Here is a 26,393-nt window from a genome sequence, read left to right as displayed (position 1 = left end):
CTATGGCATGGGTATGGGAATCGACAGTAATCGCGATGGTCGCGTTTGCAGTTTTATACTGGTTACTCAATAAGTATGCATTTGGTCCGTTGTTCGATGTAATGGAAAAGCGTAGACAGCTTGTACTAGAACAAATGAACACAGCTGAAAGCAGCCGGAAAGCGGCTGAGCAGCAAATGGAAGAACAGAAAGCAGCACTCCAGCAGGCTCGCAAGGAAGCGTACGAAATTATTGAACAATCTAGAACAACTAGCTCGAAACAAGCGGAAGAGATCGTTCAAACTGCGAAATCAGAAGCATCCCGTCTTAAAGACGATGCGCTCAAAGATATCGAAAGCGAGAAAAACAAAGCAATTGCAGCACTTCGTACAGAAGTTGGCGGCATCTCTGTGAAAATCGCTTCGAAAATTATTGAGAAGCAGGTCGATGAAAAATCTCAGGAGCAGTTGGTTAATCAATACCTGAAAGAAGTTGGAAGTAAATGAGCCGCGATACAGTAGTAGCGAAGCGCTACGCAAAAGCATTGTTCGAGCTGGCTGAGAAACAACAAGTGGTAGCAGAAGTAGAGGTTCAACTTAAGCTTATCGTTGAAATTCTTAATCAAGACCCTGAAATTGAAAAATTTCTTTCTCTTCCTAGTATTGATCCTGCAAGCAAGATCGCCGTACTTAAAGCAGCATTCGGGGATCATGTATCTGCACTCGTGCTTAATACATTGGAAATTCTTATCTCCCGCAGACGCCAAGGTGATATTGCTGATGTTTATGCAGCGTACACGAAGGTTGCTGGAGACTCGCTAGGTCAAGCGCATGCAACGGTTTATTCCGCTATTGCGTTATCTTCGGATGAGCTTGCTGATGTAGCAGCTCAGTTCGGCGGAGTGACCGGCAAAACAATTATTGCAACGCAAATCGTTGAACCATCTTTGCTAGGTGGCGTACAAGTGCGCATCGGCGACCGTCTTTATGATGGCAGCTTATCCGGCAAACTGGCTCGTTTACAAAAATCGTTTAAAATCTAATGCATTGTAGATAGGGGTGAACGAATTGAGTATCAGACCTGATGAAATCAGCACGCTGATTAAACAACAGATCGAACAATATAAATCCGAAATTCAAGTCGTAGACGTCGGCACCGTAATCAATGTCGGTGACGGTATCGCCCGCGTACACGGTTTGGAAAATGCGATGCAGGGCGAACTGCTCGAATTCTCTAACGGTGTTGTCGGTATGGCTTTGAACCTTGAGGAAAGCAACGTTGGTGTCGTTATCCTCGGACCTTACACGGATATCCGTGAAGGCGATCAAGTAAAACGTACAGGTCGTATTATGGAAGTGCCAGTAGGCGAAGAGCTTCTAGGCCGCGTCGTTAATCCACTTGGTCAACCACTTGATGGCAAGGGACCAATCAACACAACTCAATTCCGTGCGATTGAATCTCCAGCACCAGGCGTAATTGACCGTAAATCGGTTCATGAGCCAATGCAAACAGGTATGAAAGCAATCGACGCAATGGTACCAGTAGGCCGCGGACAACGTGAGCTTATCATCGGTGACCGTCAAACGGGTAAAACATCCATTGCAATCGATGCGATCATCAACCAAAAAGGCAGCGGCGTTAAATGTATCTACGTTGCTGTAGGTCAAAAGCAATCTACTGTTGCTAACGTTGTTGAAACTCTTCGTCGCCACGGCGCGCTTGAGTACACAATCATCGTTACTGCAGGTGCTTCTGAGCCGGCTCCATTGCTCTTCCTAGCTCCTTATGCTGGTTGTACAATGGGTGAGTACTTCATGTACAAAGGCGAGCACGTTCTTGTTATTTATGATGATCTATCGAAACAAGCAGCAGCTTATCGTGAGCTTTCACTCTTGCTTCGTCGTCCACCGGGTCGTGAAGCATACCCAGGTGACGTATTCTACCTTCACTCCCGTTTGCTTGAGCGCGCAGCTAAACTTAGCGATGCAAGAGGCGGCGGTTCAATGACGGCATTGCCATTCATTGAAACACAAGCATCTGACGTATCGGCATACATTCCTACGAATGTTATCTCGATCACTGATGGTCAAATCTTCCTAGAGGCTGACCTATTCTACTCCGGTCAACGTCCGGCTGTTAACGTCGGTATTTCCGTATCCCGTGTAGGTGGTTCAGCACAAATCAAAGCAATGAAGAAGGTAGCTGGTACGCTACGTCTTGACCTTGCGGCATACCGTGAGCTTCAAGCGTTCTCGCAATTCGGCTCTGACCTTGACAAATCGACGCTAGCTCGCCTTAACCGCGGTGCTCGCACGATGGAAATTTTGAAACAAGACGTTAACCAACCGATGCCGGTTGAGAAGCAAGTTATTTCTATCTTCTCAGCGGTTAAAGGTCATTTGGATGAGATTCCAGTTGTGGACATTCTTCGTTTCGAGAAAGAATTCCATGCATACCTGGATTCCAATAAACCAGAAATCGGACAATCGATTCGTGATACGAAGGATATTGTTCCTGAAAACGAGAAAGCTCTCGTAGACGCACTTAACCAATTCAAGAAAAGCTTCGCCGTATCGGCATAAAAAAAGCGGAAGCAGCAGCCGCCACTTCTGTGGCGAGCCTTCTGTTTCGCTGTGAAATATACTCCACCAACACCAGGCTTTGGAGCAGGTCCAAAGCAACAAAGGCGGGTGAAACCAAATGGCAAAAGGTATGCGCGATATTAAACGCGAAATTAAAAGCAAACAAAACACGAAGCAAATCACGAAAGCGATGGAGATGGTTGCCGCTTCCCGCTTAAGAAGAGCGCAGGAAGCCGCGCAAGCAGCACGTCCTTACGCTGAGAAGCTGAAGGAAGTTGTAGCCAGCATTGCAGCTGGAACGAAAAATGTTAAGCATCCTATGTTGGAAAATCGTCCGATCAAAAAAACGGGTTATCTCGTTATTACTTCGGATCGCGGACTAGCAGGCGGTTATAATGCCAATATTCTTCGTAAAGTAACGCAAACCATTCGTGAAAAGCATAAATCAACTGATGACTATGTGTTATTCGTCATCGGTCGTAAAGGCCGCGATTATTTCCGCCGCCGCAACATGCCAATCGTTGAAGAAGTAACTGGCTTGCCAGATGCTCCTACATTCGCTGACATCAAAACGGTAGCGTATTCCGCGGTAACAAAGTTTGCTGAAGGCGCGTATGACGAGCTTTACTTGTACTATAACGAATTTGTTAACGCGATTACTCAAGTCCCGACAGAGTTACGTTTATTGCCGCTTGAAGAAGTGGGTGGAAACGCACCTGTCACTTCGTACGAATATGAGCCATCGCCGGAAGGCGTGCTTGAAGTGCTGCTCCCTAAATATGCGGAAACGCTCATTTATAGCGCAGTTCTAGACGGTAAGGCCAGTGAGTTCGGAGCACGTATGACTGCCATGGGAAGCGCAACGAAAAATGCGTCGAAGATCATCAACCAATTGACGCTCACATACAATAGGGCGCGTCAAGCTGCGATCACTCAGGAGATTTCTGAGATCGTTGCCGGAGCAAATGCCCAATCGTAACATTTACTCTGCAAAGGCTTGGCGCTTCTAGGAAGCGGACCAGCATGCAGTAACAAGAAGGAACCAGGAGGGAAAACCATGAAAAAAGGACACGTTGTATCCGTCATGGGTCCGGTCGTAGACTTAGAGTTCGAACGCGGCAATTTGCCGGAAATTTTGAACGCTGTCAAAATAGTACAAAAAGGTGAAGCTGGCGGCGTGGACATTAATTTGACGCTTGAAGTAGCCGTTCACCTCGGTGACAATAAAGTACGTGCTGTAGCTATGAGTACGACTGACGGTCTTGTACGCGGTATGATCGCTGTTGATACAGGCGCACCGATTACAATTCCAGTTGGAGCTTCAACGCTTGGTCGCGTATTTAACGTACTTGGCGAGCCTATTGACGAAGCTGGCGATGCTTCATCGGCAATTAACCTTCCGATTCACCGTCCAGCACCTGCTTTCGACGAATTGTCCACACAAGCGGAAATTCTTGAAACAGGTATTAAAGTAATCGATCTTCTTGCTCCATACGCAAAAGGCGGTAAAATCGGCCTCTTCGGTGGTGCGGGCGTAGGTAAAACAGTAACAATCCAAGAATTGATCAATAACATCGCACAGGAGCATGGCGGTATTTCCGTATTTGCCGGTGTTGGTGAGCGTACGCGTGAAGGTAATGACCTTTATCACGAGATGAAGGATTCCGGCGTACTTAGCAAAACTGCGATGGTATTCGGACAAATGAATGAGCCGCCAGGCGCACGTCAACGTGTTGCTTTGACGGGTCTTACAATGGCTGAATATTTCCGTGACGAAGAAGGTAAAGACGTTCTATTGTTCGTCGACAACATCTTCCGTTTCACACAAGCAGGCTCCGAGGTTTCGGCCCTTCTAGGCCGTATGCCTTCCGCGGTAGGTTACCAGCCAACGCTGGCAACTGAAATGGGTCAACTGCAAGAGCGTATCACGTCTACGAAAAAAGGCTCCGTTACATCGATCCAAGCGATCTATGTACCTGCCGATGACTATACGGATCCAGCTCCTGCAACGACGTTTGCCCACTTGGACGCTACAACAAACTTGGAGCGTAAAATCTCCGAGATGGGTATCTTCCCTGCGGTAGATCCACTCGCGTCTTCATCTCGTATCCTAAGCCCAGCTATTTTGGGCGAAGAGCATTACAATGTAGCTCAAGGCGTTAAGAAAATTCTTCAACGCTACAAAGAGCTTCAAGATATTATCGCAATTCTTGGTATGGACGAGCTAAGTGAAGAAGATAAATTGACCGTGTCTCGCGCACGTAAAATTCAACTCTTCCTATCCCAACCGTTCCACGTTGCTGAGCCGTTCACAGGTACAAAAGGTAAGTATGTTCCTGTTAAAGATTCGGTTCGCAGCTTTAAAGAAATTCTCGAGGGCAAACATGACGACCTTCCGGAAGAAGCTTTCCGGTACGTAGGTGCGATTGAAGAAGCCGTGGAGAAAGCCAGCACGCTTAAATAGCGAAAGGCGGGAGGAATCCACATGAGTACGTTTTTGGTAGAGATCGTAACACCAGAGCGCAAGGTGTACGCAGAGACGGCGAATATGGTTAGTGTAACGGGCGTTGAAGGTGAGCTTGGCATTTTGCCAAATCACATCCCGCTTGTCACTCCACTTCGTATCGCTCCTGTTGTCATCAAACGCGACAAAACAGTAGACGTTATAGCGGTTAATGGAGGTTTCATCGAAGTACGTAAGGATAAGATTGTTATTCTTGCTGAGAGCGCTGAAATTTCTACCGATATTAACATTGAGCGTGCGGAAGCTGCGAAGCAGCGCGCTGAACAACGTCTTGCTGCGAAGCAGCAGGATCATGTTGATTTCCGTCGCGCAGAGCTAGCTTTGCAACGCGCAATGAATCGTCTTCATGTTAAACAAAAATAAGTAATAACGAAAAAGCACTAGCTTCCCTTACATGAGGGGCGCTAGTGCTTTTTTTTGTTAGATTACATAACATAAAATATTCGTATTTAAAGTATCTTTACCTCGAAAAAGTAGAAAATTATGCTATAATTCGACAAAAACTCTAACAAACCAGTTATATTATCCTATTTTGTATGTTAATATAAGTAACATTAGATAAGATTGAATAGCAGGGGGAGAGTCATATGTTTGACTGGCTGGGTGTAAAGGTAGGGTTTCCGCTCTGGGTTTCCTGGGAATTGAACAAGGATTTAAAAACGGATGTGGAACAAAGCTTTGAGGGGATAGCAGACACACGCAAGGAATTGTTGACGTCATGGGCTGCTGATTATTGGAATCATCTAGACCGATTGGGTGATCAATTGACTGCTGAATGCTTGCAAGATCAAGAAACTCTCCAAGAATCTGCATATTCTCAAATCAATCGGTTATTTGAACGAACGTATGCTAGGGCCATTGATTTCACCGAGCTATTCCTACTAGATCCCAAGGGAACCGTAATCTGTTCTACACATGCTGCTCATATTGGAACTTCTTATGGTGAAAACAGTGATCTGAATGCTGGTCTTACTTATGCTCGTGCAAATGGCAGCTTCAGAAAATGCTTGTTTGGACCTTTCAGTGATTCCATAACGCTGAAAATAGGGGCGCGCTCTTCTTCTTTCCACGATAACATGACACTGCTTTTCATGAGACCCCTTACTTTGAACGATCGTCTAGTAGGCACACTATGCGGACGAGTGCCAAATGATGTAATCGGTGATTTAATTCAGCGTGAGTCAGGACATGTATATCCCGATTCCGGTGACAACTATTTATTTATGGCCAAACCTGTTTTAAATACACACATAGCTCCTGGAACAGCGCTATCGCGCAGCCGATTTGAGGATCGCACCTTTACTCACGGAGAAAATCTAAAGGATGGCGTAACGACCAATTGGGGCAAAGTTTCGATTAGAGAACATACCGAGCTTGAAATAATTTTCAATGATCCAGCGACAGGAAAGCTGCATCCTGGAGTTGCGAATACGATTCAGAATGGCAGTAATCTATTTGTAGAATTTCCGGGCTACTCCGATTACAGGCATATTTCAGTTATCGGCAAGGGAGTAACCTTTCAGCTCCCCCATTGCCCAGATCAATGGGGCATGATGTGTGAAGGGGATCTGGAAGAGGTATATCGGATTAGGAGTATTGGCTGGCGCCAAAGGAAAGTTCAGCTATTTGCTACGATTTGTTTAAGTCTATTGACTGCTGTTCTAGTACTCTTCATCACTACCCATGCCTCTCCTTGGATCACTGCAACTGCTGCAGGCGGGTTTACGCTACTATTCAGTTTGCTAGTTACAGGAGTGCTGCAACGGAAGGAATCAGGGCGAGTAGTTCAGCATTTACGCAAAATCAATCGATTTATTCGGATTAACGCTGAAGGAAAAGGTGATTTAACCCAGCGCTTAGCCCTTCATGAGTTTGATAACGATGAATCCAAAGAATTGGCAAAATGGATCAATAACATGATAGATTCATTAGAAGGCATAATGCTTCAAGTGAAGCTAGCTTCCGCGGATGTTCGTTCCAGTCAAAATGTATTGAATGAATCAGCGACGATAACAGCGGCTTCAACGGAGCGTGTCAGCGGTAAAGTAAATGATATGATTGGTAGTATTAGAGTACAATTGAAGGACATCGATATGGCTAAGGATGCAGCAGGAGATATGCGAACAACGCTCAGATTAATAGAGGAGCAAGCTGCAGAACAAATTGCAGTAGCTAAAACAGAGGTAGATCGCATTGGAGATAAAATGTCTCATATTTCCGTGAAGGTAGGAGAGACCAATGATACGATTCATAGGTTTATGGAGACAGTAACGGAAATTCAAAGCGTTTTGCAAGTGATTGAACAAATATCAGCGCAGACGAATCTACTAGCACTTAATGCATCTATTGAGGCAGCTAGAGTAGGTGAACAAGGTAAGGGCTTTGCCGTAGTTGCTTCAGAAATTCGAAAACTAGCGGAGTTAACCAAGCGATCAACGGAAGAAGTTCATGTCATCACAAATCATATTTATGAGGAAGCCAAACAAGCTTATGCCTCCATGGATGAAGGAACACGCGTTGTGGAGGAAGGAACTCTTCTTGTTGCTGCAGCTGCTGATACACTAGCGGCAGCTCATGCAGAGGATCTTCGCAAAACGCAGGTTGTGGATGAGGTAGTTGCACTTATGGAGAAGATTGCGCTTGTGAGTAGAGAAAATCGCAAGGTATCCTCTGACGTTGAGAGCAAAGTACAGGAATTGATTGGAGAAATGACGAATGTTCGTCAAACTTCGCAGAGTGTTGACTCTATTACAACACTTCTACAGCATCTTGTTGGACAGTTTAAGTTGACTGACTCACGTATCAGATAAAGGAATAATGAACCGCAGGAAACCGCAGTGAACGTGCCTGCGGTTTTTTGCATACATAAATAATCCATGGAAGAGTTATCCTAAGACTGAACCTATGGCTGGCAGGAAGGAAGGAGAGGCGGACATGTTTGGTGCTTATATGAAAGAAAAAGACAAGAAAGGTAACAAGGATGAAAAAAGCTCAGTGAGAGCAGATAAGCATGAGCAAGAGGAGCTTGCTCCTTTTTCAGAAAAGCCTCTAACCGCCTCGCTGGAACAGAACATAGCTTTTATAAAAAAAGAATTAGGTGATCCTCAGGATATTATGTTTCGAAGGCTCCGGCTGGTGAATGAAGCTCAAACTGAGCTGCTCATTGTTTATATACAAGGAATGGTAGACGACGATCTCATGAATGATTTTGTAATTAGGCCGCTGCTTAGCGCTAAATTTACTGAGAAAGATAACAGTGAGCCTAATCATTATTTAGATGAAATGAAGAGCACCATCCTTCCAACTGGGAATATCGGAGATATAGCGGATTGGAAGCAATTTTTTCAAAAGCTGTTTATCGGTTACGCGATCATAATGTTTGAAGGTTCTGACAAGGCTCTTGCGGCAGGAATTGCTGGAGGAGAACGACGCGGCATAGAGGAACCGAAAACGGAAATGGCTATTCGAGGTCCAAGAGAAGGGTTTACAGAATCGCTTCGTACTAATACGTCATTGGTTCGCAGGAAGATTCGCAGTCCTAAGGTACGAATGGAGCAATGGACGATCGGGCAGATCACTCAAACTCCAATCTGTATCATGTACATCGAAGGATTAGCGGAAGAACTCATACTGAGGGATTTGCGAGAGAGATTAGATGCTATTTGTATAGATGGGATATTAGAAACCGGCAACATTGAAGAATTGATAGCTGATCAGAAATGGTCACCTTTTCCAACTGTAATGAATACGGAGCGTCCTGATGTCGTTGCAGGCAATATGCTTGAAGGTAGAATTGGAATCCTTGTAGACGGCACGCCTTTTTCTATAATCGTACCTTCTACTTTAAATATGTTTTTTCAGACATCGGAGGACTACTATCAACGCTTTGATATCGCTACTTTTTTGCGTATACTCCGATTTGTTTCATTCTTGATTGCGCTTTTGATGCCATCGATCTATGTGGCAATCGTAAGCTATCATCATGAAATGATTCCTACACAGCTGCTGATTAAATTGGCTGCACAGAGGGAAGGAGTACCTTTTCCCGCCTACTTAGAGGCCTTCATTATGGAGTTTGTTTTTGAAATATTGCGAGAGGCTGTTATTCGAATGCCGAGTGCCGCTGGCAATACGATATCCATAGTGGGTGGTTTGGTCATTGGACAGTCTGTCGTGGAGGCTGGTATAGTGTCGCCTGCTGTCGTTATCGTTGTTTCCTTTACAGCTATTGCAAGCTTTGTTTCGCCTGTCTACAGTCTTGGTATAGCAGCGCGTCTATTGCGTTTTATACTTCTGCTGGCATCTTCCACAATAGGGTTTTACGGAATCGGTATCGTTGTTTTGCTTCTAATTCTGCATTTAACGAATTTAAGATCTTTTGGTGTTCCATATCTGAAGCCGTTTGCTCCTCTATATATCAAGGATTTAAAGGATACACTTGTGCGAGTGCCGATATGGTTAATGCATGAACGACCACAGAAGCTGGAGTCGAAAGACATTGTAAGGGAGCAAACTGAGCCTGAGCCTCGAAAGGAGCCGTCGCAATGAGGGGGGCTCAAAGCAGAGGGAAAAGCGAACTGTGGATAATGATTATTCGAAAATTGTTTCTGTTGTGGATAATCAGCATTCTCTTGCTTCTAAGTGGTTGCTGGGATTTGCGTTATATGGACAAGCTGGGTGTGGTTCTGGCAATAGGCATTGATGATGATCCTACGGGTAAGCAGAAGATGCAGGTGACAGTCCAAGTTGTTCTTACGCAACAATTGGCTGCACAAGGCAAAGGAGGCGGAACCGGTGAAAGTCCGGTTACAACTTACACAGAAACAGGTGATACGCTATTTGAAGCTATCCGAAAGATGACAAGCCGAACGTCAAGACGGCTTTTTTTCTCTCATACGCAAATGCTGCTTATATCTGAGGAAAAAGCCCGCGAAGGAATTTTTCCGCTGCTTGATTTAATTGAGCGCAATCCAGATATACGCACCAATATATCCGTTTTAATTTGCCGAGGCGTTGATACAAAGAAAATGCTTGAAATGTCTACTCAAATGGAATCTATCCCCACCAGTCAAATCATGGACTCCTTAGAGGTTAATCAGGAAAGCTATGCAATGGTTTATGATGTCCAGGTTAAGGACTTGCTCAAACTAGGGGGAAGAGGGATGAAGCAGGGCGCATTGCCATCTATTGAATTGGAAGGAAATAAGGAGAAGAGCAATACCAAAGATAATTTGAGCACAATTCCAGCAGGAGCTGCACCTGAATTGAAAACAATGGCCATACTTCGTGACGGCAAGCTGATTGATTTTATGAACACGAAAGAATCAAGGGGTCTCTCCTGGCTGCAGGGGAAAGTACAAGATACGGTAGTCAAGGTAGCATGTCCAAAATCAGATGATTTTTTAATTGTGGAAATTAAGTCAGCAGATAGCCGAGTTAAAGTGAAACGTGATAAAGAAGGGGTGCCGATGGTTGAGACAACAATTAAATTAACCGGTAATTTACAAGAAATCACTTGTTCGGGTATTGATGTTAATGATGAGCAATTTATGAATGGTATTGGGAGCGATGCTTCTCAAGTAGTCAGGGCAGAGGCAGAGGCAGCTATAAAACATCTTCAAAAAAAAACACGTTCCGATGTGTTGGGATGGGGAAAAGAGATTTATCGGACAAAGCCAGACACTTGGAAAAAAATAGAGCCAGACTGGTCAACGTTATTTCCGAACATGAAGTATAAAGTTACTTGTTCAACCGAAATAATTGGAACAGGCATACGAAACAAATCTATCATGAAATGAGTGATCAGCATGCTGGCTGCCGTTGCAATTGCTCTGATTGCTGGAGGTGCGGGGACGATACTATGGATTCGAAACGGCGCAAGAAAACAACTGCGTGAGAGAAAGTGGGCGATATTCATATTGCTGATAGGTACTGTATATTTCATAGGGTATGCGCTGCGTCTTCCAGTACCAAACCCAGCAGACTGGATTACACTCGCTTTCTCTCCCCTATATAAACCCATTATAAGCTGGATTGAGGAGGGCAAGTAACGAAATGGGCAAAGAACCTGGAATTAATAATGGTGAGATAACATCTAGGCAATGTGCCAAAATTTTGTTTTTGTTCGCTCTAGGGAGTTCAGCGCTAATCCTTCCGACAGCCGTAATTGGGATTGCCAAGCAGGACGCTTGGTTATCCCTGCTTTTCGCGGGCCCGATTAACTATTTTATATTGATGATCTACTTGGCATTAGCTGAACGATTCCCCAATATGTCACTTGCTCAATATGCCAAAAAGCTTCTTGGGCCTTGGTTAAGCAAAGTATTATTGCTGACCTATGTTTTATTCTTCTTGGTTCTCACTGCTGTCGTGCTTCGTAATATATCTGATTTTTTGAGTATCTCCGTACTGCCAAAAACGCCTGTATGGTTCATCCATGTTACGTTTATGGTTGTAGTAGTCTATGGCGTTTTTCTAGGCATAGAAACGATTGCTCGAACAGGTGAAGTACTGTTTGCTTGGGGTATGTTAGTATTATTTATTATCTTGATAGCGCTGTTTAATCAATTTGATTTTAAAAATTTTGAACCTTTATTGTATCAAGGTATTATGCGACCGATCAAAGGCATGTTTCCCATTTTAGGATTTCCAATTGGGGAGTTTGTCTTTATTTCGATGATTTTTCCATTAGTAAAAAAGGATGAGCGCAAAAAGCTTCGAAAGTCATTAAAGTTATCAGTTGCTTTTATTTGTTTATGCGGTGTTTGTTTATGCGTATTTTTAATAGGTGTGATGGGCGTCGATGAGGCAAGCCGAAGTATATTCGCCGTATATGATCTGGCAAAGTATATTAATATTGAGGAAATATTGGTGCGAGTCGAAATATTGGTAGCAATGATATGGATTGGTACGATATTTATGAAGATTACCTTATGTGTATATGTCCTTGCAGTTTTGACAGCGCAGATGCTGGGCCTGTCAACCTATCGGCCGCTCGTCGTCCCTTTTTCCTTTATTATTTTGCCGCTCTCCATGGTGGTATATCGAAACATTGCGCATGCTAGATTTTTCTCCTATAACGTATGGACGGTATACAGTGTATTTCAAGGAGCGGTGCTGCCGCTTTTATTGTTGTTAATCGCCATAATTATGCGGAAGCGAGATGAAAGTGACGGAAGCTTCCCTGAGGTGATTCCTTTGAGTAAGCATGAGCATAGGGATTCAATAGAAAAGAAGGAAAAGGAAGATGGGGTGCATAAGGAGCCTGCGCCGACCTAACTCCATCATAGACGAAGATGGAAGCATTTGTTATAATTGTGAGGAAAATTGAACAAGCGGCAACGGTCCATATCCAACCAAATGACGGGGGAGATCGTGTGGAAAACTACGCCAATAATTATGTCGTCGTGGCTATTTTTATCGTGCTTGGTATTTTACTCCCAGTTGTTGCACTCACGGTCGGTCGATTTCTTAGACCGAATAAGCCGACCGAGCTCAAGCAAACGACCTACGAAAGTGGGAATGAGCCAGTAGGTGAGGCACAGATCCGTTTTAACATCCGTTATTATTTGTTTGCTCTAATGTTCGTTATCTTTGATGTAGAAACAGTATTCTTATATCCATGGGCCGTTGCATATAATAAGCTCGGCTTATTTGTGCTAGTCGAAATGTTGTTTTTTGCGGGAATGCTGCTCATAGGTCTTCTATATGCCTGGAAGAAGAAGGTGCTGAAATGGAATTCAATTTAGAGTCAATTTCATTAGAGGAACGCAAAGAGCTGGAACGAAACGTATTCATGGGAACATTGGAGCAATTGAAGGCTTGGGCAAGAAGCAATTCGTTATGGCCACTGACATTTGGGCTAGCCTGTTGTGCTATTGAGATGATGGGAACAGGTGCATCGCATTATGATTTGGACCGATTTGGGGTTATGTTTCGCACCTCTCCCCGGCAGTCTGACGTCATGATAGTTGCCGGAACGGTCACGAAGAAAATGGGGCCGCTTCTGCGCCGATTATATGATCAGATGCCAGAGCCGAAATGGGTCATTGCAATGGGTTCCTGCGCAACAGCAGGAGGTCCATATATCAAGTCGTATTCTGTTATTAAAGGCGTAGATCAAATCGTGCCCGTAGACGTCTATATTCCCGGCTGTCCGCCAAATCCAGTTGCACTTATTTATGGGATCAATAAACTTCAGGAGAAAATTCGCTATGAGGCAAAAACCGGGAAGCGAGTGACGGGACGATGAGCGATGAACAAAAGAACAACGAGAAAACGCTTTCAAATCAAACAGAGGGACAAATTGAAGCAGCGACCGGTCATAGTGGAGTTGAAGCACTGCCTGCGGATGGGGCGGGACAGCAAAGCGCACCTCTTGTAGATGCGGCACGCGAAGCGAAGCTAAAGGCAGCGGCAGAAGCACGCGCTGCAAGGGCGGCGGCTAAGGAGAAAGCTGATGCAGAAGCCGCTCAAGCTGCTCCGCCAGAGCCCAAACCGCCATCTCTCAAGCAGCCTGAGCTGGATGAGCTCGTTACACTCTTGAAGCAAGAGATTAATGAAGCGGTAGTAGAAGATGCTTATGTGAATGAATTAAATAGTGATATGCCGACCATCATTGTGAGCAATGCTGGCTGGAGGGAAGCCGCTGAATTGCTAAAGCATCATGAGTTGTCGCAATTCAACTATTTACGCAACGTCTCAGGCGTTGATTATGAAACACATATGGAAGTGGTTTATCACCTGGTTTCGCTTGCGAGTAAGCGAGAGGTTGCCGTTAAGGTGAAGGCGCATAGGGAATCGGCGTCGGTATATTCCGCAACGCCGACATGGGCAACCGCAAATTGGAATGAACGAGAGATCTTTGACTTGCTAGGCATCTCCTTCCCTGGCCATCCTGATCTGCGACGAATCATGATGCCGGATGATTGGGTGGGACATCCGCTGCGCAAGGATTATGAACCGTTAGATTCGGAGGTGTAGGCAGCCTTGATCCGTACAGAAGAATTGCTCTTAAATGTTGGTCCTCAGCATCCAAGCACTCATGGCGTATTCCGAATCGTTGTTAAGCTAGATGGGGAAGTCATTACCGAAGCTACGCCAGTAATGGGATATTTGCACCGCGGCACGGAAAAGATTGCGGAAAACTTAAATTTCACTCAAATCATTCCTTATACGGATCGCATGGATTACGTTTCAGCGATGACGAATAATTATGTGCTCGTGCATGCTGTTGAGACGATGATGGGGCTTGAGGTGCCGCTGCGTGCGGAATTTCTTCGTTTAATTGTAATGGAGCTTCAACGTATTGCCAGCCACCTTGTCTGGTGGGGGACGTATCTGCTGGATATCGGTGCGATGAGTCCGTTCCTCTATGCTTTTCGAGATAGAGAAATGATTATCGATTTGTTCAATGAATTATGCGGTGCCCGCTTAACCTATAATTATATGCGGGTTGGAGGTGTGAAGTGGGATGCGCCTCCAGGCTGGATGGATAAGGTGAGAGACTTTATTCCGTATATGGAGAGCAAGCTGCAGGAATACGATAAGCTTGTGAGCGGTAATGAAATATTTCTTGCCCGAATAAAAGGGATTGGACGATACGATGCGGCAACGGCGATTGATTATGGCCTTTCGGGTGCGAATTTACGCTGTACCGGCGTAGATTGGGATATTCGTAAAGCAGAGCCTTACAGCTTATACAGCCGATTCGATTTCGATGTACCGCTAGGCAAGGTCGGTGATTGCTATGATCGCTATCGCATTAGGCTGGAAGAAATCCGTCAAAGCCTTCGTATTCTGAAGCAAGCGCTGGAGCAGTTTCCAGAAAGCGGAGAAACAATGGGGAAGGTGCCAAGGGCTATTCGGCCGCCAGCCGGAGAGGTATATGTGCGCATAGAATCGCCGCGCGGTGAGATCGGTTGTCATATCGTTTCCAAAGGTAAGGCGGAGCCTTACCGCCTGAAGTTTCGAAGACCCTCCTTCGTTAATTTGCAAATTCTACCGAAGCTGCTTGTCGGTGAAACCATGACGAATCTCATAACCATTCTGGGCGGCATCGATATTGTCGTTGGGGAGGTTGATTGCTGATGGGGCCTTGGCTGAACGAAACGATGACATGGGGAAATGCGATTATTCTGTTTCTATGGGCAGTCGTATTTCTATTTATCGTGCTTGGATTTGTGACCTACGCTATTTTTTTCGAACGGAAAGTAATTGGCTGGATGCAGCAGCGTAAAGGACCCAATAGGGTCGGACCGCTCGGCATGCTTCAGACGGTGGCTGATATTTTCAAGCTTCTTATTAAAGAAGACACAATTCCAAAAAAAGCGGATTGGTTATTATTTATTCTTGCTCCCGCCCTCGCATACATACCGGCATTTTCTGTGCTTGCAGTCATTCCTTATACCCAAAAACTCTACTTTGCTGATTTGAATGTTGGTTTACTCTATTATGTGGCCCTATCCGGTATTTCAACCATTGCCGTCGTGCTTGGAGGCTGGGCCTCGAATAACAAATATGCTCTGCTTGGTGGTATGCGCTCGGCTGCACAGATGATAAGCTATGAAGTGCCTCTTGTTATATCGGTTGTCGGCGTTATATTGCTTAGCGGCAGCTTGAACTTACGAGTAATCGTTGAGGCGCAAAGTGGCGGATGGTTCTGGAACTGGAATTTTATCCCGCAAATAATAGGCTTCATTATCTTTATTATTGCAGCTGTTTCTGAACTGAACCGTACACCCTTCGATTTACCGGAGGCGGAATCAGAGCTTGTAGCGGGCTATCATGTGGAGTACAGCGGCTTCCGCTTTGCTTTTTTTATGCTTTCGGAATATGTGTATGTATACGCGATTGCAGCTTTAACGACCGTATTGTTTCTTGGCGGCTGGCATGCGCCGGCGCCTTTTCTTGATTTTGTACCGGGTATTATCTGGTTCATGCTTAAATTTACGTTTATCGTGTTTTTCTTGTTTTGGATTCGCGCTACTTTCCCGCGTATACGAGTGGATCAGCTTATGGGACTTGGCTGGAAAGTGCTGCTGCCGCTATCGCTGCTCAATGTGTTTCTGACAGCTGCTTATTTAGAGGTCTTTATCAAACGATAGGAAAGGGGCGAACAATATGAAGGGATTGATTCAAGGATTAGGCGTTACGCTCAAATCAATGACGGCTCCCAAGGTAACGACCTCTTATCCCGATGTGCCGTTTGTTATGCCCGACCGATTTCGCGGCATTCAGCATTTCATTCCGGACTTGTGCATCGTCTGTAATCAATGTGCGCGGATCTGTCCCACGGATTGTATTACGCTGACAGGCAAACCGAATCCTGACCCGGACAAAAAGGGGAAAGTAATAGATACGTTTGATATTAATTTTGAAATATGCATTTTATGTGATCTGTGTACCGAGGTATGTCCAACAGAAGCGATTGTGATGACCAATCATTTTGAGCTGTCTGCGTTCAGCAGAGATGATTTGTTTAAGGATGCGCAGTGGCTTAGCGAGAACAATACGCTTGTCCGCGAAGACAATAATAATATCGGTGCGCCGGCCAAAGGAGGCGGCAAATAGTTGTTCAATATAGCATTTACGGGCGAATTTGTTGCTTTCTTCGTCTTCTCAGTCATAATGATCTGCGGATCTGTTCTGATGATCAGCTTAGAAAAGGTCGTTCATATGGTCATTTCAATGGCAGCTGTCTTTCTAGGCTTAGCCGGTATGTTCGTACTTCTAGAAGCAGAGTTCGTAGCCTTTGTTCAAGTATTGATCTATGCGGGGGCAGTGTCCATTTTGATGATATTCGGCATCATGATGACGCAGCATCAGCAAGGTGAGCGGGAGAAGGCGAAGCCACTGCATGAAGCACTTGCGGCAGTAGGCGCATTAAGCTTATTTGGAATATTATTTTATGCCATTCGAACGACGACTTTCCCAGATCCTCAGAAGTTTCAAGCGGGCGAGGATAATACGATGGCTATTGGCGAGTTGTTATATTCGGGCTATGTTATTCCGTTCGAATTGCTGTCTGTTTTGCTGACGGTTGCTTTTATCGGAGCAATTGTACTTGCAAAGAAGGAGGCGGATTAATCCCATGCTTCCATCCTATTTAACAATGGCAGCTATCTTGTTCTGTATCGGTCTTTATGGAGCGTTGGTGAAACGAAATGCAGTTGTTGTCCTGCTGTCGCTTGAGCTTATGCTGAATGCAGTCAACTTGAATCTAGTGGCATTTTCCAAGTACGGCGTTGTACCATCCTTGACCGGACAAATATTTTCGCTATTCACGATTACGATTGCAGCTGCAGAGGCAGCGATTGGGGTAGCCGTTTTAATTGCGTTGTTTCGTATGCGCGGTACCGTTAATGTCAATGAATTTGACAAAATGAGGAGGTAGCGAGCTATGGATATTTATTCTCAGGCGGCATGGTTGATTCCGCTGTTCCCGCTGGCGGCCTTCCTCGTTTTGCTTGCACTCGGCCGCAGCTTTCGGAGAGCGGGAGTGCTTATCGGTACGATTGGCTCATTAGCGGCATTCGTTCTATCGCTTATTATTGTAGTGGAACGACTTGGGGAGAATGCGGTTGACTATAATTATGCATTCGATTGGATCGTAATTGGCGACTACACCTTGCGTATTGGATTTGAGGTTACTAATCTTACTGCTCTTATGCTTGTTGTGGTTACGCTTGTCAGCCTTCTGGTTAATGTGTACTCAGCAGGCTATATGAAAAAGGATGAACGCATCACCGTTTTTTATGGGTATGTGGCTTTGTTTTCCTTTTCGATGCTAGGCCTTGTACTCTCCGATAATTTATTATCTCTCTATATTTTTTGGGAATTGGTCGGCGTTTGCTCATTCCTCCTTATCGGATTTTGGTTTACTCTGCCAAAAGCGCGTGCCGCTGCCAAAAAAGCATTTATTGTAACTCGTATTGGCGATGTCGGATTACTTCTTGGGATTTTGCTATTATTCTGGTATATGCCAGATCATGCGCTTGATTTTACGAGTATACAAGGTGTATTCAGCGGACATTCCGGAACCATTGCAAATGGCATAACGACGTTGATTGCATTACTTATTTTTGTCGGTGCTGTCGGTAAATCAGGACAGTTTCCGCTGCATGTCTGGTTGCCCGATGCGATGGAGGGTCCAACACCGATCAGTGCGCTCATTCATGCGGCGACAATGGTTGCAGCAGGTGTTTTCCTTATTGCAAGAACGTATGATATTTTTCTAGCTTCTGCTGCTGCGATGGAGGTTGTCGCGTATGTCGGAGGGTTTACAGCTATCTTCGCAGCGACTATTGCGCTCGTTCAAAATGATATAAAGCGAATACTAGCTTACTCTACAGTTAGTCAGCTTGGTTATATGATGATGGCGCTCGGCCTTGGTTCATTGACAGGCGGGATTTTTCACCTTTTCACCCATGCGTTCTTTAAAGCACTTTTATTTCTTGGAGCAGGCAGCATTATTCATGCAGTACATACGCAAAACATAAAAGAAATGGGCGGTCTAGGCTCGAAAATGCGTATCACGGCATGGACATTCGCGATTGGCGCACTAGCGTTGTCCGGTATCCCTCCGCTATCTGGTTTTTGGTCTAAGGATCTTATTTTGACGGTTGCGCTGGAAAATAACCCGCTTCTATTTATAGCAGGATTGATTACTGCTTTCTTTACCGCCTTGTATATGTCGCGCTTATTCTTCCTTGTATTCACGGGCAAGCCTAAGACGGCTGCTTCTAAAGCGGTTGAATCGACATTGTCTATGACGTTGCCGCTTACCGTGCTTGCAGTACTGGCAATTGGAGCGGGATTTGTAGAGACGCCTTGGAATGGGTGGCTAGGTTCTTGGCTTAACGGTGAGAACGAGCAGGCTCACGGAAGTTTTGTGGCAATTAGTGCCTCCATTGTTGTTGGTCTTTTGGGTATTTATGCCGGTTGGCTCTTATACGGAGGTGCTGCGGCGAAAAGAAAATCTTTGGCAGTCAAAGCGCCAAGGCTTGTTAATCTGTTAGAGCATGGTTACTATGTCGATGAGCTTTACAGGGCGGTTATTGTGCAGCCGATTAAGGCGCTGGGGAGAATTCTAAATGGCTTTGATGAGTACGTAATAGGAGGTATCGTTCGGATTACGGGGATTGCTGTTGTATCCTTAGGCAGAACTGCTGCACGGCTTCAAAATGGGCAGGTGCAAACCTATAGCTTAGCTGCCTTAATAGGCTTTGCTATCCTCGTTGCTGCTTTTGCTTTAAGGAGGTTCCTGCTATGAGTATCCTACAAGACATTCCGATTTTATCGATTATTCTGCTGTTTCCGTTGCTTGGTATTCTCGTCATCCTACTCATTCCGAAGCATCGGAGCAGTTGGATGAAAACAGCTGCGATTCTTACAACGCTAATACCTCTTTTATTGTCGTTATGGCTATATACGGATTATGACAAGCAGCAAAGCGGAGCAGCTTTCGATGAGAGTCTCAGCTGGATAGAGGTCCCGCTTAATAAGCATTTACAAGAAGGAAACGGCGTCACCGCCATTACTTATCAATTTCAATATGCATTAGGAATAGATGGTATCTCGCTTCCGCTAGTGCTGTTGACGGTTCTAGTGACAGCAATGAGTGCTTTTGCAGCGATTCATATTAAGAAGCGCTGGAAATCATTTTTTGTCTGGTTTTTGTTGCTCGAGACTGCGATGCTGGGCGTGTTTCTTGCCCGCGATGTATTTCTCTTCTTTGTCTTCTTTGAAATAGCTATTATTGCGATGTATTTCTTGATTGGTATTTGGGGTTACTTTAACCGAGAACGAGCGGCTAATCAATTTCTTATTTATAATGGAATCGGCTCAGCGATTATGCTGATTGCTTTCGTGCTGCTAGTGAGTACGGCTGGCTTCCGGATTGATCAGGTTGACCAGCATGCCAGCTTTATTTACAGCGGAAGCTACGCGGATATTTTACACAATCTGACTGACCCTGGAGCATGGGTCAATCTATCGCCTAGCAGCCTTGGCATGATTAATCCGTTCCAAATGACGGATACGATGCAGACGGTCCTATTCATTATGCTGCTTGTTGCTTTCGGCATTAAGCTGCCGCTCTTTCCGTTTCACACATGGATGCTGAAGGTGCATACGGAAGCCCCGCCGTCGGTTGTCATGATCCATTCCGGTATTTTGCTCAAGATGGGCGCATACGGGTTGCTCCGCTTCGGAATCATTCTCTTTCCTGAACAAGCGCGAGATTGGGCCGTTGTGCTGGCTGTACTGGGATTGATCAACATTTTGTATGGAGCGCTTCTCGCTTTCAGGCAGAAGGACTTCAAGCTTGTTCTTGCTTATTCATCCATTAGTCATATGGGTATTGTACTGCTTGGCCTCGCTGCTTTTAACGAGATTGGGTTGCAGGGTGCAATGGTTCAGCTCGTTTCACATGGTCTTATATCCGCACTGCTCTTCTTGATTGTGGGTAGTATGTATGAGAGAACGGGAACAACAGAGCTCTCTGAGCTCGGTGGATTGGCGCGTTCCATGCCTTTCATAAGCGGTGTATTGCTAACAGCGGGACTCGCTTCATTAGGTCTTCCTGGTTTATCGGGATTTGTAGGCGAGTTTCTATCTTTTCTTGGGCTATTTGAATCAATGCGTTGGCTGACAACGGTTGCTTTAATAGGTATTATTTTAACGGCAGTCTATGTATTGCGTGCGGTGCTCAAGATTACCTTTGGTCCGCAACCGGATAAATATAGCGCAAGTAAGGATGCTAGGCTAATTGAGGCGATTCCCATGATCGTGCTGCTGGCTTTCATCGTGCTTCTCGGCTGTTATCCATCTGTACTCACAGATTCCGTGCAATATAGCATTAACGGCTTGTATGAACAACTATTCGCAACAAGAACGGGGGGTTAGGTCATGAACGATGGAAATTCTTTTATGCCACTGACATGGACGGATACGTTCTACCTTGCCCCTGAGTTTTCTCTTGTTATTGCTTTTTTGATACTTGTAATTGTAGATTTGTTTCTACCCAAACGAGCGAGCAGGCTGGCGATCGGCTGGTTGGCCTTCATTAGCCTGTTGCTCTCACTGGGTCTTGTTATATGGAGGCTGCTGGATATGAACCAAGGCGGGGTGTCTGCTAAAGCGATTTCCCTGCTGGGCAGCAGCTATCGGATAGATGATTTCGGAAACCTTTTGAAAATCGTATTTTTAATAGGAACGGCACTTATTGTATTGCTGGCCCTCGGTTCGGCGCGAGATGATGATACGATAACGGATAAAGGTGAATATTTTTACCTGCTGCTGCCTGCTGTTGTTGGAGCTATGATCATGGCCTCTTCAGGGAACCTGATTACGCTGTACATTGGACTTGAGCTCCTCAGTCTTACCAGCTATGTGCTTGTCGGGTTAAAACGCAAATCTTCCTTGTCGGCAGAGGCGGCTTTCAAATACGTGGTAACAGGCGGGGTTTCATCTGCTTTGGTACTTTTCGGCATGTCTTACATCTACGGTGTGACAGGCGCGGTTGATTTAGGGGCTATTAGAGAAGCGCTGCCAGCAGCAGTGATTGATTTTAAAGCTTTAGTGTACGTTGGCTTTTCCTTTATGCTGGCTGGCTTTGGAATCAAAATTGCAGCAGCACCGTTTCATGCTTGGGCACCAGATGTCTATCAAGGAGCGCCAACACCAGTATCAGCATTCTTGGCTGTCATTGCGAAAGGAGCTGCGCTTGCCGTTGTATTTAGAATTATTTTCGCAACTGTCTATATGCCGGATGATATTTACCTCGCATTGCTGGCGCTTGCGGCGGCTGCGATGCTGGTCGGAACAACAACAGCGCTGAGACAAAGAAATGTAAAACGGCTGCTTGCCTTGTCAGGTGTGGCGAATGCCGGTTATATGCTTGTGCCGATTGGCATTTCAATCACTGTCGTGCATAGCAATAATTTCTCGGAATTTATCTTTTACCTCATTGCTTATCTCTTTATGACAATTGGTTCTTTTGCGGTACTGACGGTTGTCGGCCGCGCTGCTGGGCATTCAGAGATGAAGGGTTTTGCTGGGATGTATTACCGCGCACCTTGGACAGCCGCAGCTATGGTTATTTTCATACTGTCGTTAGCGGGGTTGCCTATATCCGGTGGATTCTTCGGAAAGCTATTTATTTTACTTGGAGCGGCTAGTGCCAAGGCTTATTGGATCGTCGCTATTATTGTTATAAGCAGCGTAATCTCCTATTACTTCTACTTTAGTCTTGCGCGTCAGATGTTTATGAGAAGCAGCAGCGAAGATCCTATTATAAAGGTAACGGTACCGATAGCTCTCGTGATATGGCTGTGTGCAGCAGCTACGGTGGCGTTAGGCTTATTTCCAGGCCCCCTTATGGAATGGATTGACGCCGTATTTTCGATAAAAGAAGATTTGATGATCATGACATAGAAATTCTAGTTCATTAAAGGCTGCTGAGCGCACGTAACGATTGGTTCGTATGAAGTGCTAGATATGTGAGATTGTATCGCTGAGTGAAGTGATAGGGGTAAGGAAACGCAGAAAGTAGACGATAAGTGTTAAATAAAGAAAAGTAAAAACCATAAATAGTGATATAAATCTATCTAGCGAGAGCCTTGTGCTCTCCTAAGAGAAGGTTTATATCACTTTTTTGCGTGCTGGGATGAGTTGTAGTGATCAATAGCTGTAGTAGCTTCGATTTGAACGGCATGATCGAGTGTCCTTGTTTCAAGGGAATATTTATTGGGTAAGTTTGCGGGGAGAGAATAGGTAAATGGACCAAGATTGAAAAAACAGGAAAGGTATAGATGCTAGTTTTCGCCTAAATTATTTACCAGGAAATAATTTATTACATGATTCGCTCCTTTTCATGCGTTTAATGTAGAGAATTCTAGGTCTTTTGTCCTCATGTCTAGAGGAAACAAGGTAAATGCTGTATCGAAATAGAAATAATAGGTTAGGATCATTAAACTGAAAGTGGGAACAAATCATTATTACTCTGATACCAAAAGGCAGAATGCGATGATGAATCATATAGATTTACGATTGAAAAAAAGAACGAAGCAAGCACTGCTTCGCACCATGCTCTTGCTCCTTCTGATCGGGAGCATCATGTCCGGGGGCATAGCCCCCATGCCATTCGCTCCCGCAGCGCCGCCTACGGCGTCGGCGGCCGCGAATGCTGCGGCCACTGGCGCCAGCGACGCCGATGAAGAGCAGCCGCAAAGCTGGCTGCTCAAATGGCGTGACCCCGCGCTCGCGCATGAGCTGCGCGGGACGGAAGTGCTCCGCCGCCAGGATGAGGCGGCGGTCATGCTCGTGCGTCCGCAGGGTGAAGATACGGACGTGCAAGAGTGGCTGAGCCGGCTGCAAAGCCTGCCGGCTGTCGAGTATGTGCACCCTAATGCAGCGGTGCATATCCTTTCCTCGCCTTCCGGCGATAACAAACAGCCGCAAGCAACAGGTTCACCATTATCGCCGCTTCCTGACTCGCAGGAAGCGTCACACTCGTCAGAGCATTCTTTATCAAGTGTGCCGATTGAACCACACACGTCTGTGGAGTCTTTATCTAGTGTACCGGTTGCGTCACCCACGTCAGAGGATTCTCTACCTAATGTCCCGCTAGCGTCACACTCATCAGAAGAAGCAGCACCTAACGTGCCGCATGCGACGCTCCCATCTGCAGCAACGGAATTATCGCCAAAGGAAGTTATCCCTTCAACAGAGGCGATGTCTTCGAAACAGTTGCCTAGGGAGATAGCAGCCGAGGCTAATGCGGTAACTCCTGCACCCAGTGCACTCGAAGCGGCATCACCGAATGACCCGGAGCTGTCCAAGCAGCTTTACCTGAACCAAATCGGTGTGCCAAAGGCGTGGGAATTGGTACGCGAGCAGCAAAATATAACAATCGCAATCGTAGACACGGGGATTGATCTCGATCATCCGGACTTGAAAGCTAATCTTGTCCCCGGCACTAATTTGATTACTCCTAATACGCCGCCTGATGATGATAATGGTCATGGGACAAGTGTTGCTGGTATTATCGGTGCTTTGGGCAATAATGGATTGGGCGTATCAGGCATCCTGTGGAAGGCCAAAATAATGCCGATAAAAGCTCTTGATAATCAAGGTGACGGTACGGAGCAGGAGCTGGGTGAAGCGATATTGTATGCGGTCCGTAATGGAGCCAGCATAGTTGTATTGTCAGTTGGTTTACATCGCTATTCTCCTTATATGCTGGATATCGTACAGTATGCGGAGGGCAAAGGCGTGCTGCTTGTCGCAGCCGCAGGCAATGATGGCGAGACGCTGGGGCAGCAAGCAGAGGTGAAGTACCCAGCTGCATATCCAACTGTACTTGCGGTCGGAGGCGTTAAAGCGAATAACACGGTAGATCCTCGCTCTAATCGAGGTTCAGAGCTGGATCTGGTCGCACCTTGGAATGTATATACGACGGCAATAGGCGGCTTATATAAGAAAGATGAAGGTACGTCAATGTCAGCGCCGCAAGCAGCCGCAGCAGCCGCATTGGTGTGGGCTCGCAATAAGGACATGAAGCCTTATCAAATTCGAGAGCTTCTTCGTCAGACAGCCAAAGATATTGGAGAGACGGGACCAGATAACAGCTCAGGTTACGGCATGCTTCAGATTGGTGAAGCGATTCATAAAGACTTGAAGCCTGATGGATTCGAATCAAACAACAGCAGTGGTACAGCATCACGTTTTCCGCTCAATACACAAATTTCGGCCGTGCTGCAAGGAACGTCTGATCAGGATTGGTATCGTATTGATACACCATATGACGGTACCCTGACTATTTATTACGAAGGTCTCGTGGAAAGCGGAGAAATTGTACCGCCAGTACGAATGACACAATACACAAAAGGTATTCAGCAAAGTGTAATTGACACGAAACTGGGGAGCAAATCCATTGATTTCAATGTGAAAAAAGGGCAGCATTTGATCCGTTTGGAGCTTATCAACCAAAGCAGCAATGATCATCTTCCTTATTTGCTGACCTCTGCCTTCACCATTAAGCCGGATGAGTACGAAAAAAATGATAAATCTTATGAAGCCTATACGCTTCAGCCACGTACACAATCTATAAGCGGTAATTTTCATCAGACAGCCGATCGTGACTGGTTTGTCGTAACGTTTGCCCAAAGCGGGAAGCTCAAGCTTACGCTTAGCACAAATACGGCGAGAATAGATCCTGGGCTTGCACTCCAAAGAGCGGGACAGCAATTGTTGATTTACGACGATGAAGGAGAAGGGGCAACAGAATATTCACCAGTCATAACTGTGACTCCAGGTAAATATTATATTCGTGTTCACAATGCGATCTCCTCAGAAGCTAGTCCAGTAATGGGTACATACACGCTCAAGATGGAATATTTTCCGAAATTTGATGATCCTAATGAACCAAATGATAAATCATATGAGGCATTTATGGTTAATCCGGGAACAGAATATGTTGGTGTTATTGGAACGAAGTCCGATGTCGACTGGTTTCAATTCCGTATTGCCAGCCCAAGCAGCGTGAGTGCAACCGTAAGCGGGGTTCCGACTGGTGTTGATTTGAAGCTTATAGTGTATGACAAAAGGATGAAAGAGCTAACGAGTGCGAATACAGGCTCCGCCGGCAAGCTTCAATCGACAGAACAATTACTTGATGCAGGGGTATACTATGTGAAGCTAACGGCTAATGCCTCCTTTGACACGCAGTACTATCGATTAAAAATAAAATCGGAGGGTCTTATTGGCGGATTTCGTGATATTAGAAACCATTGGGCTGCAAATGAGATCGTTGAATTAAGTAAACGGGGCATCATTAACGGTACAGGTAAAAATCAATTTGAACCTAAGCGGGCTATTACAAGGGCAGAAGCGGTTGCGATGGTCGTAAAAGCGTATAAGCCTGCTTCGAAAAGTACAGCTCAAATGAAGCGGTTCAAGGATGTTTTAGCTAACCACTGGGCTTCAGACGCTATTATGAAAGCTGTTCAACAGGGCTGGATAAAAGGCTTCCCTGACGGAACCTTTAAGCCTGATAAGCCGATAACGCGAGAAGAAATGGCAAGCATTATTGGTATGGCAGAAGGCGTAAAGCCTCGATTGCCCCTTTCTAATCCGTTTGATGATGTATCAAGAACAGACTGGTCTGCCCCTATGCTGTATGCCATGAAGCAAAATGGTCAAATAAAAGGGGTACAATCCAATTTTTATAAGCCTAAGCTTCAGGCTAGTCGTGCTGATTTTTCTGTACTGCTGTACCGCGTATTTCTTCAATAATCAAAAAGAAA

The 26,393-nt window shown here is 45.4% G+C and carries 23 protein-coding genes; all 23 read left to right on the top strand.

All coding sequences use genetic code 11. The annotated features are described in order from the left end of the window. The first annotated feature begins 2 nt into the window (after positions 1 to 2). Positions 3 to 485, top strand: a complete 483-nt coding sequence (gene atpF / locus AC0YOD_RS14820; RefSeq protein ID WP_475800093.1) for a F0F1 ATP synthase subunit B — start codon at positions 3 to 5, stop codon at positions 483 to 485. Beyond that, entirely contained in the window at positions 482 to 1,021 is a 540-nt protein-coding gene (locus tag AC0YOD_RS14815; RefSeq protein WP_475800092.1) for a F0F1 ATP synthase subunit delta, read from the top strand. The genes atpF and AC0YOD_RS14815 overlap by 4 nt, the downstream gene beginning before the upstream one ends. Positions 1,022 to 1,046: 25 nt before the next feature. Beyond that, entirely contained in the window at positions 1,047 to 2,561 is a 1,515-nt protein-coding gene (gene atpA, locus AC0YOD_RS14810) for a F0F1 ATP synthase subunit alpha (protein ID WP_475800091.1), read from the top strand. Positions 2,562 to 2,679: 118 nt separating this feature from the next. Beyond that, positions 2,680 to 3,540: an ATP synthase F1 subunit gamma gene (atpG, locus tag AC0YOD_RS14805; protein ID WP_475800090.1), complete on the top strand. Its 861-nt coding sequence runs from the start codon at positions 2,680 to 2,682 to the stop codon at positions 3,538 to 3,540. A 78-nt stretch (positions 3,541 to 3,618) separates the two neighbouring features. Beyond that, positions 3,619 to 5,025: a F0F1 ATP synthase subunit beta gene (gene atpD, locus AC0YOD_RS14800; RefSeq protein ID WP_475800089.1), complete on the top strand. Its 1,407-nt coding sequence runs from the start codon at positions 3,619 to 3,621 to the stop codon at positions 5,023 to 5,025. Positions 5,026 to 5,046: 21 nt separating this feature from the next. Next, positions 5,047 to 5,448 carry a F0F1 ATP synthase subunit epsilon gene (locus AC0YOD_RS14795; protein ID WP_475800088.1) on the top strand — a complete coding sequence of 134 codons (402 nt, stop codon included), beginning with the start codon at positions 5,047 to 5,049 and terminating at the stop codon, positions 5,446 to 5,448. Between the two features lie 224 nt (positions 5,449 to 5,672). Next, positions 5,673 to 7,895, top strand: coding sequence for a methyl-accepting chemotaxis protein (locus AC0YOD_RS14790; RefSeq protein WP_475800087.1), 2,223 nt, complete (start codon positions 5,673 to 5,675; stop codon positions 7,893 to 7,895). Between the two features lie 124 nt (positions 7,896 to 8,019). Continuing rightward, positions 8,020 to 9,633 (top strand): spore germination protein, encoded by a 1,614-nt coding sequence (locus tag AC0YOD_RS14785; RefSeq protein ID WP_475800086.1) that lies wholly within the window; start codon positions 8,020 to 8,022, stop codon positions 9,631 to 9,633. Between the two features lie 38 nt (positions 9,634 to 9,671). After that, the gene (locus tag AC0YOD_RS14780; RefSeq protein WP_475800085.1) at positions 9,672 to 10,883 is read left to right on the top strand and encodes a Ger(x)C family spore germination protein; all 1,212 of its coding nucleotides are present in this window, start codon (positions 9,672 to 9,674) and stop codon (positions 10,881 to 10,883) included. A 9-nt stretch (positions 10,884 to 10,892) separates the two neighbouring features. Next, the gene (locus tag AC0YOD_RS14775; protein WP_475800084.1) at positions 10,893 to 11,135 is read left to right on the top strand and encodes a hypothetical protein; all 243 of its coding nucleotides are present in this window, start codon (positions 10,893 to 10,895) and stop codon (positions 11,133 to 11,135) included. A 4-nt stretch (positions 11,136 to 11,139) separates the two neighbouring features. Beyond that, the gene (locus AC0YOD_RS14770; RefSeq protein WP_475800083.1) at positions 11,140 to 12,363 is read left to right on the top strand and encodes a GerAB/ArcD/ProY family transporter; all 1,224 of its coding nucleotides are present in this window, start codon (positions 11,140 to 11,142) and stop codon (positions 12,361 to 12,363) included. Positions 12,364 to 12,461: 98 nt separating this feature from the next. Beyond that, the gene (locus AC0YOD_RS14765; RefSeq protein WP_475800540.1) at positions 12,462 to 12,833 is read left to right on the top strand and encodes an NADH-quinone oxidoreductase subunit A; all 372 of its coding nucleotides are present in this window, start codon (positions 12,462 to 12,464) and stop codon (positions 12,831 to 12,833) included. Continuing rightward, positions 12,818 to 13,336 carry a NuoB/complex I 20 kDa subunit family protein gene (locus tag AC0YOD_RS14760; protein ID WP_475800082.1) on the top strand — a complete coding sequence of 173 codons (519 nt, stop codon included), beginning with the start codon at positions 12,818 to 12,820 and terminating at the stop codon, positions 13,334 to 13,336. Before AC0YOD_RS14765 ends, AC0YOD_RS14760 begins: the two co-directional genes overlap by 16 nt. Further along, on the top strand, positions 13,333 to 14,067 hold the full coding sequence (locus AC0YOD_RS14755) for an NADH-quinone oxidoreductase subunit C (RefSeq protein ID WP_475800081.1): 735 nt from the start codon (positions 13,333 to 13,335) through the stop codon (positions 14,065 to 14,067). The genes AC0YOD_RS14760 and AC0YOD_RS14755 overlap by 4 nt, the downstream gene beginning before the upstream one ends. A gap of 6 nt (positions 14,068 to 14,073) precedes the next feature. Next, a complete protein-coding gene (locus AC0YOD_RS14750) occupies positions 14,074 to 15,174 on the top strand; it encodes an NADH-quinone oxidoreductase subunit D (RefSeq protein ID WP_475800080.1) in 1,101 nt (366 codons plus the stop codon). Continuing rightward, a complete protein-coding gene (nuoH, locus tag AC0YOD_RS14745) occupies positions 15,174 to 16,190 on the top strand; it encodes an NADH-quinone oxidoreductase subunit NuoH (RefSeq protein ID WP_475800079.1) in 1,017 nt (338 codons plus the stop codon). The genes AC0YOD_RS14750 and nuoH overlap by 1 nt, the downstream gene beginning before the upstream one ends. A 16-nt stretch (positions 16,191 to 16,206) precedes the next feature. Next, positions 16,207 to 16,656 carry an NADH-quinone oxidoreductase subunit NuoI gene (nuoI, locus tag AC0YOD_RS14740; RefSeq protein WP_475800078.1) on the top strand — a complete coding sequence of 150 codons (450 nt, stop codon included), beginning with the start codon at positions 16,207 to 16,209 and terminating at the stop codon, positions 16,654 to 16,656. After that, positions 16,657 to 17,172, top strand: coding sequence for an NADH-quinone oxidoreductase subunit J (locus tag AC0YOD_RS14735; RefSeq protein ID WP_475800077.1), 516 nt, complete (start codon positions 16,657 to 16,659; stop codon positions 17,170 to 17,172). It begins immediately after the preceding gene. Positions 17,173 to 17,176: 4 nt separating this feature from the next. After that, positions 17,177 to 17,479, top strand: a complete 303-nt coding sequence (gene nuoK, locus AC0YOD_RS14730) for an NADH-quinone oxidoreductase subunit NuoK (RefSeq protein ID WP_475800076.1) — start codon at positions 17,177 to 17,179, stop codon at positions 17,477 to 17,479. A 6-nt stretch (positions 17,480 to 17,485) separates the two neighbouring features. Beyond that, positions 17,486 to 19,357, top strand: coding sequence for an NADH-quinone oxidoreductase subunit L (gene nuoL, locus AC0YOD_RS14725; protein ID WP_475800075.1), 1,872 nt, complete (start codon positions 17,486 to 17,488; stop codon positions 19,355 to 19,357). Beyond that, positions 19,354 to 20,991, top strand: coding sequence for a complex I subunit 4 family protein (locus AC0YOD_RS14720; protein ID WP_475800074.1), 1,638 nt, complete (start codon positions 19,354 to 19,356; stop codon positions 20,989 to 20,991). The genes nuoL and AC0YOD_RS14720 overlap by 4 nt, the downstream gene beginning before the upstream one ends. Before the next feature lie 3 nt (positions 20,992 to 20,994). Further along, positions 20,995 to 22,521 carry an NADH-quinone oxidoreductase subunit N gene (locus tag AC0YOD_RS14715; RefSeq protein ID WP_475800073.1) on the top strand — a complete coding sequence of 509 codons (1,527 nt, stop codon included), beginning with the start codon at positions 20,995 to 20,997 and terminating at the stop codon, positions 22,519 to 22,521. Positions 22,522 to 23,112: 591 nt separating this feature from the next. Then, the gene (locus AC0YOD_RS14710; RefSeq protein WP_475800072.1) at positions 23,113 to 26,382 is read left to right on the top strand and encodes a S8 family serine peptidase; all 3,270 of its coding nucleotides are present in this window, start codon (positions 23,113 to 23,115) and stop codon (positions 26,380 to 26,382) included. The last annotated feature ends 11 nt before the right edge of the window (positions 26,383 to 26,393 follow it).

This window comes from Paenibacillus sp. J31P13 (assembly GCF_056269295.1).
Note: the sequence above shows the minus strand (reverse complement) of the source record. Positions and strands in the feature narration are given on the sequence as shown.

Excerpts from the sequence above, each read along its gene's own strand:
- AC0YOD_RS14785 (WP_475800086.1), top strand. The coding sequence starts at position 8,020 with ATGTTTGGTGCTTATATGAAAGAAAAAGACAAGAAAGGTAACAAGGAT.
- atpG (WP_475800090.1), top strand. The coding sequence starts at position 2,680 with ATGGCAAAAGGTATGCGCGATATTAAACGCGAAATTAAAAGCAAACAA.
- AC0YOD_RS14775 (WP_475800084.1), top strand. The coding sequence starts at position 10,893 with ATGCTGGCTGCCGTTGCAATTGCTCTGATTGCTGGAGGTGCGGGGACG.
- nuoL (WP_475800075.1), top strand. The coding sequence starts at position 17,486 with ATGGATATTTATTCTCAGGCGGCATGGTTGATTCCGCTGTTCCCGCTG.
- AC0YOD_RS14710 (WP_475800072.1), top strand. The coding sequence starts at position 23,113 with ATGATGAATCATATAGATTTACGATTGAAAAAAAGAACGAAGCAAGCA.
- AC0YOD_RS14795 (WP_475800088.1), top strand. The coding sequence starts at position 5,047 with ATGAGTACGTTTTTGGTAGAGATCGTAACACCAGAGCGCAAGGTGTAC.
- nuoH (WP_475800079.1), top strand. The coding sequence starts at position 15,174 with ATGGGGCCTTGGCTGAACGAAACGATGACATGGGGAAATGCGATTATT.
- AC0YOD_RS14755 (WP_475800081.1), top strand. The coding sequence starts at position 13,333 with ATGAGCGATGAACAAAAGAACAACGAGAAAACGCTTTCAAATCAAACA.
- AC0YOD_RS14715 (WP_475800073.1), top strand. The coding sequence starts at position 20,995 with ATGAACGATGGAAATTCTTTTATGCCACTGACATGGACGGATACGTTC.
- AC0YOD_RS14760 (WP_475800082.1), top strand. The coding sequence starts at position 12,818 with ATGGAATTCAATTTAGAGTCAATTTCATTAGAGGAACGCAAAGAGCTG.
- AC0YOD_RS14790 (WP_475800087.1), top strand. The coding sequence starts at position 5,673 with ATGTTTGACTGGCTGGGTGTAAAGGTAGGGTTTCCGCTCTGGGTTTCC.
- AC0YOD_RS14770 (WP_475800083.1), top strand. The coding sequence starts at position 11,140 with ATGGGCAAAGAACCTGGAATTAATAATGGTGAGATAACATCTAGGCAA.
- nuoI (WP_475800078.1), top strand. The coding sequence starts at position 16,207 with ATGAAGGGATTGATTCAAGGATTAGGCGTTACGCTCAAATCAATGACG.
- AC0YOD_RS14815 (WP_475800092.1), top strand. The coding sequence starts at position 482 with ATGAGCCGCGATACAGTAGTAGCGAAGCGCTACGCAAAAGCATTGTTC.
- atpD (WP_475800089.1), top strand. The coding sequence starts at position 3,619 with ATGAAAAAAGGACACGTTGTATCCGTCATGGGTCCGGTCGTAGACTTA.
- nuoK (WP_475800076.1), top strand. The coding sequence starts at position 17,177 with ATGCTTCCATCCTATTTAACAATGGCAGCTATCTTGTTCTGTATCGGT.
- AC0YOD_RS14780 (WP_475800085.1), top strand. The coding sequence starts at position 9,672 with ATGATTATTCGAAAATTGTTTCTGTTGTGGATAATCAGCATTCTCTTG.
- AC0YOD_RS14720 (WP_475800074.1), top strand. The coding sequence starts at position 19,354 with ATGAGTATCCTACAAGACATTCCGATTTTATCGATTATTCTGCTGTTT.
- atpF (WP_475800093.1), top strand. The coding sequence starts at position 3 with ATGGCATGGGTATGGGAATCGACAGTAATCGCGATGGTCGCGTTTGCA.